Origin of the sequence: Clostridium sp., from assembly GCF_036643715.1 — a bacterium.
Lineage (GTDB): Bacteria > Bacillota > Clostridia > Clostridiales > Clostridiaceae > Clostridium.
In genome coordinates, this window is the sequence record NZ_JAVXRL010000031.1 from 1 (window position 1) to 19,271 (window position 19,271).

Sequence of the window (19,271 nt, forward strand, 5' to 3'; positions counted from 1 at the left end):
TTATAGGTCCTATTGACTCTAATAATATTTCAGTTTTAATACCCTCTTCATTAAGTCTTTTTTTAAGTTCTTCTCTTAAAAGTTCTCCATCTTTTTCACAATTAATATGATGTACAGTTATTCCTAATACACCATTACTTTTAATGTCTGAAATTACGGAGTCAATAATAGTACTAATTGCTTTTTTTCTTGTCCTAACTTTATTGAATACTGTTGTTTTCCCATCTTCAACTGTAAGTATTGGAATAATTTTTAGCATGCTTCCAAAAAGTGCAGCTGCACTTCCAATTCTTCCACCTTTTTTTAAATATTTTAAAGTTTCTGGCATGAATATAAATCTACTATTTTCTATTACATTATCTACTCTCTTTAAAACATCTTCTATACAAAGATCTTCCTTTGCAGCTTTTGCAGCCTCAATAACTGCATACCCCATTTGCATACAATTACTTCTTGAATCTATTATATATATTTCACTATTTTCAAATTCTTCTAATACCATGCTTTTAATCATATTTGCAGTTTGGTATGTTCCACTCATATCTGATGATAAGAATATCCCAACTACTGTATCCCCATTTTTAACTATTTCTTCAAATACACTTTTAACATCTTCTATACTTGGCTGTGAAGAAGTTGGTATTTCACCAAGGCTCTCCATATCATCATAAAATTCCTCATTTAAAAGATCTATTTCTCTATAACTTCTTCCCCCCATTATTACATTTAAAGAAACTACCTTTATATCTAATTCTTTAGCTATTTCCTTAGGGATATAGCTTGTACTATCAGTTACTATTTTAATACCCATACATTCCTCCACAAATTCCTTTTTGCATAATTATATCATAAATTATTGCTAAATTTTTACTGTTTTTCAAAATCATTTTTCCACCTTTATTTTATTTATTTTTTAATTAAAAGTTATTAATTATGTAACATGTTTTTAATCTATTTTTTTTAATGACTATATAGGTTGTAAACATTATACTATCAATAAGTTATTTAATTTATTAAATATTCAAAGGCAAGTAAAATCTCGCCAAAGAAAGTATTTAAACTTTCTGATACTGTTTTGAAACTATCATATTCTCCAATTGGAACTGTTAATGTTGAAATATTAGAAAGCTTAGAAGATTTATTAGCTGTAATAGTTATTATTTTAAAACCTTCTTTACTTGCTTCATCTAAAACTTCAACAAGTCTAGACGTTTCACCTGATTGAGATATTGCTATAATCAAAACTTTATCTTTATATTTTTTAGATAAAAGCTCCATATGTAAAGTAGGAGCACATTTAAAACCTTTTATAAATAGAGTTTCACTTATGAACTTTGATATTATATCAGAAAAACCCATACCTGTAATAACAATTTGTTTGTTCTTATAGTCATTAAGAAGATTGTTAAAATCTTTTTTATAAGGTTCTACTGATTTATAAAGTTCTGAATATGCACTTGATTTTTTACTTATTTCGTTTTCATTATATGTGTAAGAAATATAGTGAATCATATCTGCATATCCATTAAATCCAAGCTTCTTAGCGAGCTTATATATAGTGGAGGTTGAAGTAAAATTATCTGCTGCAACTTTTCTTATACCAATTTTTTTAATTGAATCGATATTATTATAAAGGTACTGAACAACTTTACGCTCTAGAGTATCTAAATTATGTTTATGAAATAAATGTTCAATATTCATGAAATCACCTCTAGGGTATTATACAATATGACAAAAATTATTTAAATATATAAACAAAGGGGAAATGTATTATGAGTAACAAATATATCCAAGATCCATGGGCAAGAGTTAAAACACGTAACGGTTTAAGCGGAGATGAAGTTATATCATCACTTCAAAAGTCAATTAGAAGAGGCTTAACTGAAGAGGCATGTAAATTTGCATATGAAATGTATATTACTTCACCTCAAATGGAAGACAAGCTTTGGAGAAGATTAATAACTATAACTGTTGAAGATATAGGCATGGGTGATGTTAATGCTCCAGTTCTAATAAACAATTTAAATCAAATGAGATTACAATTTGATTATGCAGATGGAGATAGACCAATATTTTTCATCCATGCTATAAGATATCTTTGTGCATGTGAAAAAGATAGATCAAGCGATTTATTAAAAAATATCGTTATAAAAGGTTTTGCTATGGGAGAAGTTCCTGAAATTCCTGATTTCGCATTAGATAAGCATACTGTTCGCGGTGCTAAAATGGGTAGAGATTCATTCCACTTCTTAAATGAAGCAAGCAAAGTTATACCTCAAATGGAAGTAGATAATGATTATAAAGAACGTTATGGAGAAATATTAGAAAAATATAAGCCAGAAGAAGCAGTAGAAACAGCATTTAAGTTTAACGGCTGGCAATATTAATTTCATATTATGGTAGGAGGAAGTGGGTTATATGGAAGAAAATAAACTATTAGATAAATTAGACAGGGTTCTTGCACCTATTGGAAGCAAGCTTGGTAATCAAAGACACTTAAAAGCAATATCAGCTGGTATGATGATGCCTTTAGCATTAATTGTTGTTGGTGCACTATTTTTAATAGTAGCAAATCCACCAATTAATCCTGAATTAGTTGATCCAAATACAGCTAATTTTTTTGTAAAAGGTCTTTTATCTTGGAAAGAATTCGCAGTAAATAATTATGCTATTTTAACAGCACCTTTTAATATGACTATGGGAATATTCGGACTTATGAGTGCATTCTCAATAGCCTATTCATTAGCTAGTGAATATGAAATGAAAGCTTCAATATCAGGTCTTATTTCAACTTCATTATTTTTAATGATATGTGCACCTGCTATTGAAGGTGGTATTAGCACTCAATTTTTAGGTGCTGACGGATTATTTGTTGCAATAATTATTTCAATTGCATCAGTTGAGATTTCAAGACTCATTAAAGTTATGGGCTGGGAGATGAAATTCCCAGATTCAGTTCCAACTGCAGTAACATCTTTTGTTAATTCAATATTACCTGTACTTGCAAATATAGTACTTCTATACGGATTAAATATAGTATTAGTAATTAACTTAGATATGAGTTTACCTCAAGCTATAATGAGCTTACTAACACCTGCATTGTCAGTTGTTGATAATCTTTGGGGATTCTTATTCCTTATAGTATTCTCAAATGTACTTTGGTTATTTGGAGTTAACGGAACTTCAATAATATTCCCAATAGTGTTCTCACTTGGAATAGCAAACTCAGGTATTAATGCAGAGCTAGTTGCAGCTGGTAGCGAGCCAACTAACTTAATGAATTTACAAATGTTTAGAGTAGCAATCTTAGGTGGTGCCGGTAATACAATCGGTCTTATATTACTAATGATTAAAAGTAAATCAACCCATTTAAGAACTCTTGGTAAACTTTCATTTGTTCCAGGATTATGCGGTATTAATGAACCAGTAATATTTGGTGGACCAATAGTATTTAATCCAATACTTGCTATACCATTTATTTTAACTCCTGTAGTTACTGTTTCACTAACATATTTCGTTCAGAAAATTAGTTTAATAACACCAGGATACATAATAGATCCATCATTTACCCCATTCTTTGCCCAAGCTTATTTAAGCTCACTAGATTGGAGAAATGTTGTATTTGTACTAGCATTAGTTCCTCTATCAGTTCTAATGTACTACCCATTCTTTAAAGTATTCGAAAGAAACCAATTAAGAGAAGAATCTAAATAAAATAAGAAACGTCTAAAATAATTTTAGACGTTTCTTTTTATATTGTTTTAGTAATATTAAACCCAAGGTCAATTAAATGTTTTTCATCTAATTCTTCATCAATATGCATACAATAAACAGATTTTCTCCACTCTTTATTAAAAGCACTACACAGTTTATCCACAGATGTATGCGGACTATCTTTAAAATCTAAAGAACTAACTTCATGATATACTTCTGAAATTTTTGAGTTTTTGAGCATTTCTATAGCTTCTTCATTAACTTCACTAGTATCTCCACTATAAAAGAAATTTTCTCCTTGCATTTTAAATATAAAACTATATGCTGGTATCTCTTGAACGTGTTTAGCATTTGAGAATTCTATTTCTACACCTTTAAATTCCTTATCATAAAACTCATTTACATATCTGCTTTCAAGGTCATATAACTCTTTACTAACACCTAAGTATGATAATATGTCTTCTATTGTTTTTTTATGTGGAAAGAATATTTTTGGTTTTATATTTTTTATGTAATGTGCGTAGAATATTAAATCACCAAGGCTTCCTATATGATCTGGGTGGGTGTGAGTTATTATTATATATAATCTTTTACAATCTAATAACCCATTCTCTTTAAGCTTATGAAATACATCCCCTCCACAATCTATAATGACCATGCTTTCTTCTCCCTTTATAAATGCACTGTTATTACCGCGTGATGAATTAAAAGCACTTCCGTTTCCTATAAATTGAATCATTATTACACTTCCCTTTATATATAAATATACTCATATGATATCATAAAATAAGGAAATTATGCACTACATTAAAATAAAAAGTAGAAGCTATATTATTACTTCTACTTTTCTACTACATTTTAATTTTTACTTAATATAAATGACATGCAACAAAATGTTTGTCCTCAATTTCTTTAAGCTTTGGCGCTTCTTTCTTACATATATCCTTTGCAAATTTGCATCTACTTACGAATCTGCAACCTGGTTTTGGATTAATAGGACTACTAACTTCACCTTCAAGTTCTATTCTACCTTTATTACCAGTTTCATTATACTCTGCAACAGGAATAGCAGATATAAGCGCTTTTGTATATGGATGCTTAGGATTATCATATATATCCTTACTTTCTGCTATTTCCATTAAATTTCCTAAGTACATTACACCAACTCTATCTGAAATATGTCTTACCATAGCTAAGTCATGTGCTATGAAAAGGTAAGTTAATCCCATCTCTCTTTGAAGCTTAATTAATAAATTTACAACTTGTGCTTGTATTGAAACATCAAGTGCTGAAATTGGCTCATCACAAACAATAAACTTTGGCTCAACTGCAAGTGCCCTTGCAATTCCAATACGTTGTCTTTGTCCACCTGAAAATTCATGTGCAAATCTTGAAGCATGTTCTTTATTAAGACCAACCAGTTCTAATAACTCATATATCTTTTTTGTTCTCTCTTTTCCAGTATAAAGATTATGTATATCTATACCTTCTGCTATAATATCACCAACTGTCATACGAGGATCTAATGAAGCATATGGATCTTGAAAAATCATTTGACACATTTTAGAATTAGCTCTTTTTTCCTTGTTACTAAACTTAGTAATATCTTTTCCGTCTAATATTACTTCTCCATCTGTTACATCATAAAGTCCCATTACAGTTCTTCCACAAGTTGTTTTTCCACAACCTGATTCACCAACTAATCCTAATGTTTCTCCTTTATTCATAGTAAAGCTAACTCCATCTACGGCCTTTAAGATCTTACCATTTCCAACACTAAAATATTTTTTTAAATTTTTAACTTCTAAAAGTACTTCTTTACTCATTAGCTTACCTTCCTCTCTTTAAAGGTGATTCTATCTTTGGTGCATTTTTATGCATAAGCCAGCAGTTTACCTTATGACAATCTGTAATTATTGTTTCTTCTGGCATATCTTCTTTGCATATTTCCATTGCATACTCACATCTTGCAGCAAATGGGCATCCTACTGGTGGATTTAATAAATCTGGTGGAGTTCCACTTATTGAATATAGTTCTCCCTTATGTTCAGTATCTAAAGTTGGCATAGACTTTAATAATGCCCAAGTATATGGATGTTTTGCATCAGTAAATATCTCTTCAACTGTTCCTCTTTCAACTATTATCCCAGCATACATTACTTGTATCTTATCTGAAAATTCAGCAACAACTCCTAAATCATGAGTTATAAGAATTACAGATGTTTCAAGCTTTTCTTTTAACTCATTCATAAGATTCATAATTTGTGCCTGAATAGTTACATCTAAAGCAGTTGTAGGTTCATCTGCTATTAATATCTTAGGATTACAAGCAAGTGCCATAGCAATCATCATTCTTTGTCTCATACCACCTGAAAATTCAAATGGATATTGATTTATTCTACTTTCAGCATTAGGAATATTAACTAATTTTAATAATCTAATTGCCTCTTCTGCTGCATCTTTTTTATTCATACCTCTGTGTATTTTAAGAACTTCTATTATTTGCTTTCCAAGCTTCATTGTTGGATTTAAAGAGGTCATAGGATCTTGGAATATCATACTAATATCTTTTCCTCTAATTTTTTGCATTTCTTTTTCATTTAAAGATAATATATCTTTTCCATTAAACATAATTTTTGATTCTTTATCTATCTCTGCCGGTGGTGTAGGTAATAATCTCATCAAGGATTTTGCTGTTATACTTTTACCGCAACCTGATTCTCCAACTACAGCTAAAGTCTCTCCCTGTGCTAATTCAAAACTTACTCCCCTTACAGCTTTAACTTCTCCTGCATAAGTATGAAATGATACCTTTAAGTCCTTTACTTTAAGTATTTTTTCCATAATGTCTTTCCCCTCCTTACAAACTGCTACTACTTTCTTAATTTTGGATCTAATGCATCTCTTAAACCGTCACCTAATAAGTTAAATGCTAACATTGTTATAGCAATCGCTAGTGATGGGAATATAAGCTGACTTGGGTAAAATTGCATTACTTGTTGTCCAGCTGAAGCCATAGCACCCCAGCTTGTTTGTGGTGGCTGTATTCCAAGTCCTATAAAGCTTAAGAAAGCTTCTGCAAATATATAGCTTGGTATATCAAAAGTTATATAAACAATTATAATTCCTAAACTATTTGGAATCATATGCTTCATTATAATTCTAAGAGGACTTGCACCTAATGTTTTTGCTGCCATAACATATTCTGCTTCTTTAAGCTGCATAACTTGTCCACGAACCATTCTAGCAATACCAGTCCAACCAGTTATACATAATGCAATTAAGAGTGGTAATATACCATTTCCAAGTACAATTGCAATTAATATAACTACTATTAAATAAGGAATTCCACTTAAAATTTCCACAATTCTCATCATTATACTATCTGTTTTTCCACCAAAGTATCCACTTATACCTCCGTATATAATACCAACTACACATTCTACTAATGTACCTACAAAGGCAATTATTAAGGAAACTCTTCCTCCAACCCATAATCTATCAAATAAATCTCTACCTAAATTATCAGTACCAAACCAGTGTTTAGCTGAAGGTCCTTGATTCATTTCTGCTATATTTTGTACTGCATAATTACCGCCTGCAATCATAGGTTGTATTATACACATTAATACTATAACTATTAAAAGCATCAATGATGCTAACGCAACTTTATTAGTTTTAAGTCTTCTCCACGCATCTTGCCAGTATGTTAAATTAGGCCTTGCTATCTGCTCTGATTTATTTTTATCTATTCCAACAATCTTAAATTTATCTCTACTTAATTCTGCCATACACTCCCCCTACTTTCCCTCTAATTTAATACGTGGATCTATAACACTATATAAAATATCAACAATTAATATTGAAAGTATATATAACGCTGAGAAAAATAATGTTAATCCCATAATTACGTTATAATCTTTAGAATATATAGCATCTACTAAAGCATTCCCAATACCAGGTATTGCAAATATTTTTTCAATAACTACTGTTCCTGTAATTATTGTTGCTATTTGTGGTCCAAGTATTGTTATTATTGGTAATATAGAGTTTCTTAAAATATGTTTACAAGTTATAGCTCCTGAAGATAACCCCTTAGCTTTAGCTGTTAATATATAATCTTGTCCTAATACATCTAAAACTGATGCTCTCATATATCTTGCGTAAGTTGCTATACTACCAAAACTTAGTGCTATAGTAGGTAATATTATAAATTTAAATTGCTCTAAAAATGGTGTTTTACTGCTATACCATCCTGCAATTGGTATACCGAAGTTTCCTCCTAAAATACTTTGTATTAAAGTTGCAAGTACAAAGCTTGGAATTGCAACTCCAAGAATTGCAATAAACATAACCGCATAATCTACTGGAGTATTTCTTTTAAATCCCGCTATAATTCCAAGTAGCACACCAATTACTAACCCAAATAATACAGATTGTATTCCTATTTTTGCTGAGGCTGGGAATCCATCTTTAATTATTTCACCAACACTTAATCCTGGTGTTACAAATGAATCTCCTAAATCACCTTTCACAATATTTTCTAAATACATTACATATCTTTCACCAACTGGTTTATCTAATCCATATTTTTGTTCCATATTTTTAAGTACTGATTCCGGTAACTTTTTCGCTTGTGATCTTACTGGATTTCCTGGCATACTATTCATTAAAAAGAATGTAGCAGAAACTATAACAAATAAGGTAATTATCATTAATCCTAATCTTTTCAAAAGATATTTAACCATTTATTTTGCCCCCTTTAGTAGTTTATTTTATTCTATATACGCCCATCTTAATTGATAACTTCCACCGAACTTTGGATATTGCATCCCATGAACCTTTTTATTTTCATATGAATGTATATCTAAATAGTAAGTTGGTGCTACTGCTGGATTATCAACAACTGCAATCTTTTCAATTTCTTTATACATTTCAATTCTTTTATTATTATTTATTTCAGTTTGTAAATCTCCTAAAAGTTTGTTTATTTTATCATTATTATATTTTCCATAATTGCTTCCATTCTTTGCCCCGAATAAATCTAAGAATGTCATTGGGTCATTATAATCTGCACCCCATCCAGCCATTGCTATATCAAATTCTCCTGCATCTTGCTTTCTTAAAAAATCTGAAAAGTCTGCTGGTATTTGAAGTTTTATATTTACACCAATTTTTTGTTTCCAAGTATTTTGTAAATATTCACCTTGATTTTTTATACTTGAATCACCACGTTGAAGTAATAAACCTATTTCATATTTTGAAGGATCAGGATTAAGTCCAAGCTCCTTTAAACCTTCAACAAACAATTTTTTTGGATCTTTATTTGCTATTGCTTTCAATGGTTCTTTTACTTCTTTTCTATATTCAACATCACCAGATACAATCCCATCTGGCACCATTCCATAAGCTGGAATTCCGCTCTTTAAAATATCTTTTGTATATTCTTCCCTATCAATTGCAATAGATAATGCTTGTCTTATTTTTGTATTTTGAAGTATTTTATTTTTGCTTTTCATATTATATTGATCATAATATACAGTTGGCATAACACCACTTACTTCGTCCCATTTTCCACTTTTAACTCCCTTTTGAAGTTCTTTTATATATTCTCCACCAACTTTAAACATTACATCAAGTTGTCCACTTAAAAACATTTGGTATTGTGTATTTACTTCACCAATTTGATTTAAATTTACTTCATCCAATTTAATATTCTCAGCATTCCAATAATTTGGATTTTTAACTAACTCTATTTTAGATCCTCTTTTCCAGTTTGAAACTATAAAAGGTCCACTAAATACTAATCCATCTTCTTTACTTCCATAAGCTTCACCTTGTGCCTCTACAATATCTTTTCTTTGTGGCGCCAAAGCTGGAAAAGCAACTAATTGAGTAAAATATGGAATAGGATCTTTAAGTTCTACAACTAAAGTTTTATCATCTGGTGTTTTAATTCCAACATCCGCAGCCTTTGCTTTACCATTAAAATAGTTTTCTCCATTTTTTACACCAAATAAAAAGAAAGAATATCCTGATGCTACATTTGGATCTAATAATCTCATCCAAGCATACTTATAATCTTTTGATGTGAGTTCTTTTCCATCACTCCACTTTAATCCATCTCTTAAATGAAATGTATATGTTTTTCCATCTTTACTTTTTTCAAAAGATTTTGCAGCGCCAGGTACTGGCTTATCATTGTTATATACTAACAATGTTTCTTGAGTATTTTGTGCTATATTAAAAGATTCTGAATCTGTAGCTTTTGCAGAATCCATAGTTTTAACTGCACCTGTAACTAAATTTAATGTATTTACCTTGTTAGCCGTTGCTTCTTTATTACCACAACCTGTTAACAAAACTGTCATTGCCCCAATAATTAAAAAGATACTTATTATTTTTTTCATTTTCCGCGCCCCCTTTTTATTTATTTTATCAAAAATAATGACTGATAGTTTTATATTTTTTGCAAACTTTAAGTATGATTAATGATATATCAAAAATATAGCAATATTTTTGATATATTATCATATGTTCACTTGTCGAATACATTTGTTTACCTATGAATTACTCTCTATATTTAAAATACAGTTTTCTAAATATTTTTTTATATTGATACACATTTATAAAAAATAAAAAAGCCATTAAATTGGCTTATTTAAAGGGTTTAACATCATATTATAGCTTCTTTTAATTTGTAGTGTATTATATTTTTATAAAGTTGTATCACTTATTCTATAGTGGTTATTTTATACAATAATCAAATTTTACTATTTTTATATTTTAAGCTAAATTTTACTTTCTGTTAATTTAGCTTAAGTCAAACAATGCTTATTTATGTACATTGTATTAATAGTTAATTATTTAGACATAAAAAAAGAGTGCCAATTTCTATTGGCACTCTCACGGGTATACTTAAATATATATTTTTACACTACTATTTGCTTTCGAAATATCCTTTGAATTGTGGAAGATACTCTTTATGAGCTTCTAATAACTCATCTAAAAGAATCTTTGCCATTCTTTCTGAAGGAATTAATGGATTCATACAAAGAGCCATTAATGCTGTATGATAATCTCCTGTTACAGCAGCCTCAACAACTAACCTTTCGAAAGATTTAACTGTTTGGATAAGTCCATTAACTGATACAGGAATTTTACCCATAGCTAGAGGTTTTGGACCATCCTTTGTGATTATACATGATATTTCTACTGCTGAATTATCATCTATTCCTTCCATGGCTCCGTTATTTCTAACGTCTACTGGTTGGATATCCCCTTTATCATTGTATATTGAGTATATTAATCTACAAGCAGCATCTGAATAGTATGCTCCTCCTCTTTTTTCTAATTGAGGTGGCTTAATATCTAGATTTGGATCCTTATATAAATCAAATAAATCTCCTTCTAATTTCTTAACTACTTCAGCTCTTGTTTCTCCTTTAGAGAATTCTTTAACTTCATCTTCTAACATTTGTGCTGTTTGGAAGTAATATCTATGATATGGACAAGGCATCATTCCTAAAGATTTTATGAAATCTGCATCCCATCCAAAGTCTTTAACATTTTTAACTATTGAACCAAGCTTTCCTTCTGCTATTGAGTCAATAACTTTATTAGTTACATTCTCTCCATCAACATATATGTTCTTTCCAAATACCATATGATTTAATCCAAAGAAATCAAATCTTACTCTTGAATGGTCAACATTTAACATATCTGCAGCTGCCTTTTCCATTCCTATTGGTACATTACAAAGTCCAATTACTTTCTTATTTCTACCATGTCTTAAAAGAGCTTCTGTTACCATACCAGCTGGATTTGAGAAGTTTATAATCCATGCATTAGGACAAAGCTCTGCCATATCCTTATCAATATCTAATATTACAGGAATAGTTCTAAGCGCTTTAAACATACCACCTGCTCCATTAGTTTCTTGACCTATTACTCCATGACTTAGAGGAATTCTTTCGTCTTTAATTCTTGCATCTAAAAGTCCAACTCTTATTTGAGTTGTAACGAAATCTGCATCCTTTAAAGCTTCTCTTCTATCTAATGTTAAGTGAATTTCCATTGGAACTCCTGCTTTTTTAACCATTCTCTTAGCAAGGTTTCCAACTATTTCAAGCTTTTCTTTTCCAGCTTCAATATCAACTAACCAAAGTTCCCTAACTGGTAACTTATCATATCTTTTAATAAATCCTTCAACTAATTCTGGTGTATAACTTGATCCACCACCAATTGTTACTATCTTAATACCTTTTTTACTCATTTTTACACCTTCTTATTTCAATTTTATCTTACGTCTTTTCTAAAAGATTACTTATATCTTTAATTAAAAGCCATGACAAAACATTACTCACAGCTTTTAATACTTATACTATTTTTAACTATTTCTTTAATTTAAATGCAAATTTACTCCATGGATCAATAAAGTCAATTAAGAAGTGTTCCTCTTCCACAACTCTTCCAACTACATTTGTCTTACCACTATTTTTCATTTCTTTTCTTGCTAGTTGTAATTCACCTGCATATCTTGTATAAAGGTCTGACTCTATTAATACATCACCCTTTTTCATATCAGGTGTATTAAATGGAGTGAAACTTTCGCCTTTATACTTAACTCTACTTTGAGTTGATCTTATAACATAATCAGAACAATCCCCTCTATTAAAATGGAATTCATCTAAAACTATTGTCTTTTGAAGTTCTGGAATGTTCTCTTCAAGTTCAACACTTAATTCTAACATTTCTTTATTAATTTCACTTAATGCTTTTAATTCTTCTTCTGATGCAAAGCAATTTGCTATTATAACATCATCAATTAAGTCAGTAGCAAATAAATGTTTAGCTTGTACTTCAATTGGCATATGTCTATGCATTTCTAATGTACATAATCCTTCTGATACTGGCCATGGTCCAAATTCAGCTGTTGGTGAATTTACAAATGCAGCAGTTCTAATGCCAAGTTCTTTAAATTGTTTGCTACATTCTATAAAATGATCATATGAAAGTCCTGTATAAACATGAGGATAGAAATTGTGACATCCATATAAGTTATTTAAATTAGGCTTATATGAAACTACGTTATCAACATACTTTGTTCCATTACTCATATTAAGTTCAACTTTTAATCCATATTTATTAAAAGTCATTATAGCTTCTTCATTTCCTGCAAATCCCATATCTAATCTTATTCCGCTTAATCCCATTTCTTTAAATACTGAAAGATCTGTTATTGTAGCTCCTAAACTATTAAATACAGTTGGATCTAAGTCTGCTATAACTTCCATGTTATGCTTATTTGCTGCTTTAACCATAACTTTAAATTCTTCAACTACTTCTTCTGTTGATTTTCCTTCTGCTGATAAAAGACAAGTGAAAATTCTTTCAAATCCATATTTTGCTGCAAGGTCAATATATTCCACAACTCTTTCCATAGAACTATGTCCTGGATATACTGAAATTCCTAATCTCTTCATTGATATGTCCTCCAATACTCTCTTAAATAATTACTGCATATTCTTATATATATAATATGCCCCCTTAGCTGCTGAAACATCATTATCCACGTACTCAACAACATTTATGTTCCCATTTAAATAACTTTCGAATGCTTCTCTTAATATTACAGATTTTCTTATTGCTCCCCCAACTAGTCCAATTTTGCAACTTTCAAATCCTAAACTATTAAAAACTCTTTCTGCATCCTTAGCAAGTGTAATTCCCTCATTTACTAATATAGCTTTCGCTTCATTATCTCCATTTTCTGCATACTGTGATACAAATCCTGCAAACCCTGCTATTTCATCCTTTGTTGCTCCGTAAATAAATGCTATTATTTCATCAACTTGTTTCATATTAAGCTTCTTAAGTATTGCTTCTGAAAGTTCGCTTCTTTCCAACCCAAAATCATACTCATGGATCATCTTTTTAAATGCTTCCATTGATATTTTATAAGCGCTTCCTTCATCACCTAGAAGATGGCCCCATCCACCACATCTAGCTTGTTCATTTCCTTTTATACCAAAAGCTGTAGAACCAGTACCAGCAATTACTAGTATTCCATCCTCACCTTTTAATAGTGCTTTTAATGCTAAATCACCATCATTCATAATAACTGAATCTAAATTAAATTTAGCTTTTATTCCATCCTTTACAATTTGAGCATTATGTCCAACTTCTGAACCAGCAAGTCCAAGATATAATCCTTGTAAATCTTCTTTTCCAAGCTTATCTAATATAACTTCAAGTGAATCTAATATATTCTTTAATGCTTCCTTTTCATCGTTTAATAAGTTTCCAAAACCTGTTAAGCTCTTTGCAAGTACTTCACCATTTAAGTCGTAGGCTACAGCTTCAGTCTTTGTTCCTCCGCCATCAACACCAATTATATATTTCATAACATTTATCTCCTTAGCCATATAATTAATGAACTCTAATGATAGGCATTAGAGTTCATTTTAAGTCCTTTAATTATAATCTTGCGTATATATCAATTATTTCGTTTGCTAAGTCTTTTAATGTCATAGTTGTCATTAAATGATCTTGAGCATGCATTAATAATAATGAGAATTCTGCTTTTTCTCCACCAGCTTCACCTTGAATAAGTTTTGTTTGTGAATGGTGTGCTTCTACTAATTCTTGGCTAGATTTTTCAATTAAAGCTTTTCCTTCTTCAATCTTACCTTGCTTTGCAAGTTCCATAGCTTCCATAGCATAACTTCTAGCTTCTCCACTATGCATTATTAAATTTAAAATTATTTCTTCCATATCTTTATCTCCCTTTCAAAAACGCCCTAATCTTTAGTAGCATTCCCTTTAACTCTATCTATTACTGTATTTCTTATTTTTCGTCGATTAACTTTAATGCGTGTGCTAAAACTTTAGCTCCGTTCATTGTTCCATAATCAACTGTGTTAATTACTTCAACAGGTATTCCCATTGGCTCATATTTTGATTTCATCTTGTTAAGTAAGAATCTTACTTGTGGTCCTAATAATAATACTTCCATTTCGTCTTCATGGTTCTTAACGTCTGCTTCTGAGTAAGCATTAATCATGCATTCTATTCCTTGATCTTTTGCAGCCGCTTCCATTTTAGTTACTAATAAACTTGTTGACATTCCTGCTGAACAGCATAATAATATTTTTTTCATTTTAATTTCCCCCTCGACGGTAATTTTTTTTATTTTAATATTTAAATAATTTTTTACTTTACACTATTTATATATAGCAAATTGCATGCCAAATTATGATTAAATTTTTTTTATTTTTTTATTTTTTATTTTTTTATCTAATTGGCTTGTTTACTGACTTTAAACATATTCATAAAAAAAAGCAGTGTGCAAATAATTTTACACACTGCTTTTTAAAAGCTTTACACACTTTTTACACTCTACACAGAAATTACATTCTCTAAAAGCATCCTTACAATATAAGCTACATCATCATCCGTAATCTTAATATCATAATTTAATTCAAGCTTTCTAAGACTTTGACTTACAAGTATAAATTCTCTTCCCTTTTCACTTCTGAATTCATTTAACTTATCAAATTTCTTTCTGTTTTCACCTTTTAATATCTTTTCTATTAAGAAACATATATGAATAACCATTCCAACAAAAACTTCGTGTGATATTTTCACATTTAAACTTTCTTGCATTTCATAAATTGCTTCTCTTATAAGTTTAACTAAATACTCTCCATCAATGTCTTCTAATTGAGCATCTATTGATATTGATATTTTTTGAAAATCTTCTTCATTACCAATTATATTGTCTAGTGTACTAAGGCCATCTCCTGCTAAAACATCTGCAACTGAAATAAATGGTATACCTTGAACATTTAAATTAACAGTTCCAACAATAGCAAGTATTATATAATCCTTTGATAATACTTCTATTTCTTTAACAAAAGCTTCCTTCTCAAGTATATTTAATGACTTTACTTTTACATTTTGATTATTTAATCCACTTATAATTAATTCTTTTATTTTCTTAGCTGATCCTTCTCCAGTAAAACATGTTGTTATAATTAACTTTTCTTTTTTAATCTTCACTGTTTTTTCTGACTTAATCCCAAATCTACTTATTTCTTGACATGACTTATAAATTTCTTCAAGGCCTCTTCCGTTTAAAGCCTTTCTTCCTGCCTCAATAACAGTTAAAGTACTTACCATGTCTATTGTTTTTACATTAATATAAGTTTCATCTTTTATCATTTGTCCAAAGTTTGTTAAAGATCCCATATCAACTAAAAGTAAAACACCTTTGCCCTTATTAAGTTCTTTAATTTTATTTTTTGCAACTTCATACATTTTTTCGGCTTTCATACTAAGTGGCATATCAAGTCCAACTACATGATCTTCACCAATTAACTTATTTGCAACTTCCACCATACTTGATGCTGTCGCATGTCCATGCATTATAACTACTACTCCAACCTTGTCTTCTTTCTTTTCATCAAATTCATAAGGCTTTGAAGCTAAAAACATAGTTAAGTATCCAATTTCATCTAATGGAACTTGAACATTAAACTTATCATCTAGCTTTTTGGCAGCTTCCATTGCAACCATAAATTCATCTGCATACTGTATTCTTATAAAATTCAACTTTGGATGATATATTTCATTTCCTTGTTTTATTCTCTCTAAGCTTCCTTGAAGGTGAAGTGCTAATCCAAAATAAACTTTTTCATCATAATGTCTCTTTAATTTTTTTGATGCCATATTAAGTATATCTTCTACCATATTAGCAATATCTTCACTAACTATTTTAGTTATTTCTTCTTTTCTAACCTCTTCTGGAAGATCTCTTATATATTTTTTAAAATAGCTTTCTATATCTATATTTATTATTTGATTTATTTCTTGTTCTTCCATACCTTTTCTCTTTAAGTATTCAAGTTTATTTTCAATAATGTCATAGAAATATTCACCTTTAACATTTTCTTCTTCTTCAATTAAATTTATAAGATTATCATCGTTATATGAAAATCTTAATACATCTCCCATATTTCCTAAAAGCTCATCAATTTCTTTTCTGTGTTCTTGAAGCTTCATAAGACCTCTGCTTACTCTTTGATGTATATCACTTTGTTCTACAATTATAAAATCTTTTTGGTTTGCTTTATAATTTAAAAACGCTTTTGCACAAGCTAATTGTATATCGCTTTTTAACTGTCCAATATTATTTGGGCAATCATATAGTAAAAATGATATTAATGCATTTTTATTAAAATATATACTTTCTCCAAGTCTATGGGACTCTGCTTTAATAAATTGCTCAAGTAAGTGATATCTTTCTGATGCACTTCTTTCTTTAAGAGATGGTAATGTTATTGTCATAGGAATTCTTCTTGTAAATGTCTTTAGAAGATAGGATTTTGGTTCCTCTGTAGTCGCTGCTATAATTTGAGCATCTGAAAATACTGGATTGTCAGTATCTCCAAGAGGTCTAAAATATCCTTTATCTATATATGTAAATAACATTTCTTGACCTTGTGGTGTTAATCTATGAATTTCATCTAAAAACATTATTCCACCATTAGCTTTTTTAAGTAACCCATCTTTATCTTTATCAGCGCCTGTATAAGCCCCTTTTTTAACACCAAATATTTGCGCTATTACTAGTTGTGGATTATCTGCATAATCGGCACAGTTGAATCTTATAAATGGTGCATTAGAATCAATTAATTTATCTTCCTTTGCAAATTGATACATTAATTCTGCAAACATTGATTTACCAACACCAGTTTCACCAAGTATTAATGTATGTAATCCTCTTGGTGGATACATCATTGCAGCTTTAGCTTGCTGTATTGGTACTTGTAAACTATGAGTTGCACCGACCATCATATCCAAACTATTATCTGTCTGATTTTTTTTATCAGATTTATCAATTTCTATTATTTCTTTTTCTTGTATTACATTTATGTTAGCTGCATATTTAACAGGTCTACCGTCTTCTTTAGTAACTTTACCTTCATTGAAGAGCTTATTTAAGTATCTTGAAATATTTGCTCTATCTAATTTCATGTAATTACTAAGTTCACTAGCTGTTATGCCCTTATTTTCTTCCTTTTGCAGGCTTAATAAAGCTTCATAAACTTCACTAATTTTACTCATATAACCCTCCTTATTTTCTCAATAATTAAATCAATTATACTATATCTGTAATCCTTTTTATACACAAATAAAAATAATACACACTAATTTTTCTAAAACTTCAAATTAGTGTGCATTTATTCATCTTTTTTCTATTTTATTGTAAAACCAAATCAGTTTTTATAGTCTTTCCATTCCTTATAAGCTCAACACTTACAGTATCTCCAGCTTTTTTTGTATTCTTTATCTTAGTTAATTCATCAAGTGTCTTTGCAGATTTACCATCGAATTTTACTATTATATCTCCAGGTCTTATTCCTGCTTTTTCTGCTGGTGAAAATTCTTCTGTTTCTACAACATAAATTCCTTCTGGTTCTTTATATTGTTTTGCCATTTCTTTATTTATCTCTCTTGCTTTTATTCCGATATTTATTATTGGTTTTGATAATACATCAAGTTTAGATTTTACTTCATTTATAGGAATTGCAAATCCTATTCCTTCAGCGCCACCTGCAAGTTTTAATGTATTTATTCCAACAACTTTTCCTTCTGAGTTAACTAATGGTCCACCACTATTACCTGGGTTTATTGCTGTATCTGTTTGAATTAAGTTTACTTGGTTACCTGTTTGAGTATTAACAGTTCTTCCAACTGCACTTACAACCCCTTTAGTAACAGTTTGAGCAAAGTCTTTTGATAAAGGTGTTCCGATTGCTATTACTTCTTCTCCTGGTGCAAGCTTAGATGAATCTCCAAGTTCTGCAACTGCTGGAACTTTAAAGTCACCTTCCATTTTTATCATTGCAATGTCTTGGTTTTGATCATAATTTACAACTTTTGCTTTGTATTCTTTTCCTGTGCTTAAAGTTACTGTAACTTCTTGTGCACCTTCTACAACGTGGTAGTTAGTTAAAATGTATCCTTCTTCATTTATTATAAATCCTGATCCTATTCCTTCTACTTCTTGAGGAATTATTCCGTTTTGCATTAATCCTTTAGTTGAGACAATAACTACTGAAGGGGCTACTTTTCTAAAGACATCTTGGGTTGTCATATTAGAACTTGTTTTAAATGTTTGATTTGTTGTATTGATGTTTTCTATTTTGTTTTGCTTACTCATCATGTAGTAAGTTAATCCGCTTCCAGCCATTCCTGCAAGTAATGCAACAATTATTACTACGGCAACTGTTATTGCTGTTTTTTTGCCTTTTCTTTTTTTCTTTTTATTATTTGGTTCCTGAGTATCCTGTCCACTAGTATCATATCCGTCTGGGTTGTACTCAGCGTTTTCGTAGTTAAATTCATTTTTGTTATTTTCTTCAGTACTCATCAAATACCTCCTATTTAATTAATGTTATATACTTAGTATAAAAAATTTTTGTGTCAATGATATGACATTACGAAAAAGTTTTAATTAATATTAAAAAAATAATACCGAACAGAAATAA

General features: G+C 29.9%; 17 protein-coding genes. 2 read left to right on the forward strand and 15 right to left on the reverse strand.

From position 1 onward, the window contains the following. Both RSF37_RS09885 and RSF37_RS09890 read right to left on the reverse strand, forming a co-directional pair. On the reverse strand, positions 1-811 hold an 811-nt coding region (locus RSF37_RS09885), incomplete at its 3' end, for a DegV family protein (protein WP_332564245.1). A 194-nt stretch (positions 812-1,005) separates the two neighbouring features. Continuing rightward, positions 1,006-1,701: a MurR/RpiR family transcriptional regulator gene (locus RSF37_RS09890; RefSeq protein ID WP_332564246.1), complete on the reverse strand. Its 696-nt coding sequence runs from the start codon at positions 1,699-1,701 to the stop codon at positions 1,006-1,008. Positions 1,702-1,772: 71 nt separating this feature from the next. Between RSF37_RS09890 and RSF37_RS09895 the strand changes: the two genes are divergently transcribed. Then, a complete protein-coding gene (locus RSF37_RS09895; protein WP_332564247.1) occupies positions 1,773-2,387 on the forward strand; it encodes a hypothetical protein in 615 nt (204 codons plus the stop codon). A gap of 31 nt (positions 2,388-2,418) precedes the next feature. Next, positions 2,419-3,714, forward strand: coding sequence for a PTS sugar transporter subunit IIC (locus tag RSF37_RS09900; RefSeq protein ID WP_332564248.1), 1,296 nt, complete (start codon positions 2,419-2,421; stop codon positions 3,712-3,714). A 37-nt stretch (positions 3,715-3,751) separates the two neighbouring features. Here the strand turns inward: RSF37_RS09900 and RSF37_RS09905 are convergent, their stop codons facing one another. The 13 genes from RSF37_RS09905 to RSF37_RS09965 all read right to left on the reverse strand — a co-directional run bounded on the left by RSF37_RS09905 (position 3,752) and on the right by RSF37_RS09965 (position 19,153). Next, complete coding sequence (locus RSF37_RS09905) at positions 3,752-4,453, reverse strand: MBL fold metallo-hydrolase (protein ID WP_332564249.1); 702 nt, start codon at positions 4,451-4,453, stop codon at positions 3,752-3,754. 130 nt (positions 4,454-4,583) lie between these two features. Next, a complete protein-coding gene (locus RSF37_RS09910) occupies positions 4,584-5,540 on the reverse strand; it encodes an ABC transporter ATP-binding protein (protein ID WP_332564250.1) in 957 nt (318 codons plus the stop codon). A 4-nt stretch (positions 5,541-5,544) separates the two neighbouring features. Then, on the reverse strand, positions 5,545-6,558 hold the full coding sequence (locus tag RSF37_RS09915) for an ABC transporter ATP-binding protein (RefSeq protein WP_332564251.1): 1,014 nt from the start codon (positions 6,556-6,558) through the stop codon (positions 5,545-5,547). A gap of 29 nt (positions 6,559-6,587) precedes the next feature. Continuing rightward, on the reverse strand, positions 6,588-7,505 hold the full coding sequence (locus RSF37_RS09920) for an ABC transporter permease (protein ID WP_332564252.1): 918 nt from the start codon (positions 7,503-7,505) through the stop codon (positions 6,588-6,590). 9 nt (positions 7,506-7,514) lie between these two features. After that, positions 7,515-8,462 (reverse strand): ABC transporter permease, encoded by a 948-nt coding sequence (locus RSF37_RS09925; protein ID WP_332564253.1) that lies wholly within the window; start codon positions 8,460-8,462, stop codon positions 7,515-7,517. 27 nt (positions 8,463-8,489) lie between these two features. Further along, positions 8,490-10,124 carry a peptide ABC transporter substrate-binding protein gene (locus RSF37_RS09930; RefSeq protein ID WP_332564254.1) on the reverse strand — a complete coding sequence of 545 codons (1,635 nt, stop codon included), beginning with the start codon at positions 10,122-10,124 and terminating at the stop codon, positions 8,490-8,492. A gap of 530 nt (positions 10,125-10,654) precedes the next feature. Further along, positions 10,655-11,989 carry a 6-phospho-beta-glucosidase gene (locus tag RSF37_RS09935; RefSeq protein WP_332564255.1) on the reverse strand — a complete coding sequence of 445 codons (1,335 nt, stop codon included), beginning with the start codon at positions 11,987-11,989 and terminating at the stop codon, positions 10,655-10,657. 118 nt (positions 11,990-12,107) lie between these two features. Further along, on the reverse strand, positions 12,108-13,199 hold the full coding sequence (locus RSF37_RS09940; RefSeq protein ID WP_332564256.1) for a DUF871 domain-containing protein: 1,092 nt from the start codon (positions 13,197-13,199) through the stop codon (positions 12,108-12,110). Positions 13,200-13,229: 30 nt separating this feature from the next. Next, entirely contained in the window at positions 13,230-14,120 is an 891-nt protein-coding gene (locus tag RSF37_RS09945) for an N-acetylglucosamine kinase (protein WP_332564257.1), read from the reverse strand. A gap of 73 nt (positions 14,121-14,193) precedes the next feature. Further along, positions 14,194-14,490 (reverse strand): PTS lactose/cellobiose transporter subunit IIA, encoded by a 297-nt coding sequence (locus RSF37_RS09950; protein ID WP_332564258.1) that lies wholly within the window; start codon positions 14,488-14,490, stop codon positions 14,194-14,196. Between the two features lie 73 nt (positions 14,491-14,563). Beyond that, complete coding sequence (locus RSF37_RS09955) at positions 14,564-14,875, reverse strand: PTS sugar transporter subunit IIB (RefSeq protein ID WP_332564259.1); 312 nt, start codon at positions 14,873-14,875, stop codon at positions 14,564-14,566. Positions 14,876-15,114: 239 nt separating this feature from the next. Then, the gene (locus RSF37_RS09960) at positions 15,115-17,844 is read right to left on the reverse strand and encodes a sigma 54-interacting transcriptional regulator (RefSeq protein ID WP_332564260.1); all 2,730 of its coding nucleotides are present in this window, start codon (positions 17,842-17,844) and stop codon (positions 15,115-15,117) included. 136 nt (positions 17,845-17,980) lie between these two features. Then, positions 17,981-19,153 carry a S1C family serine protease gene (locus tag RSF37_RS09965; RefSeq protein ID WP_332564261.1) on the reverse strand — a complete coding sequence of 391 codons (1,173 nt, stop codon included), beginning with the start codon at positions 19,151-19,153 and terminating at the stop codon, positions 17,981-17,983. Between the last annotated feature and the right edge of the window lie 118 nt (positions 19,154-19,271).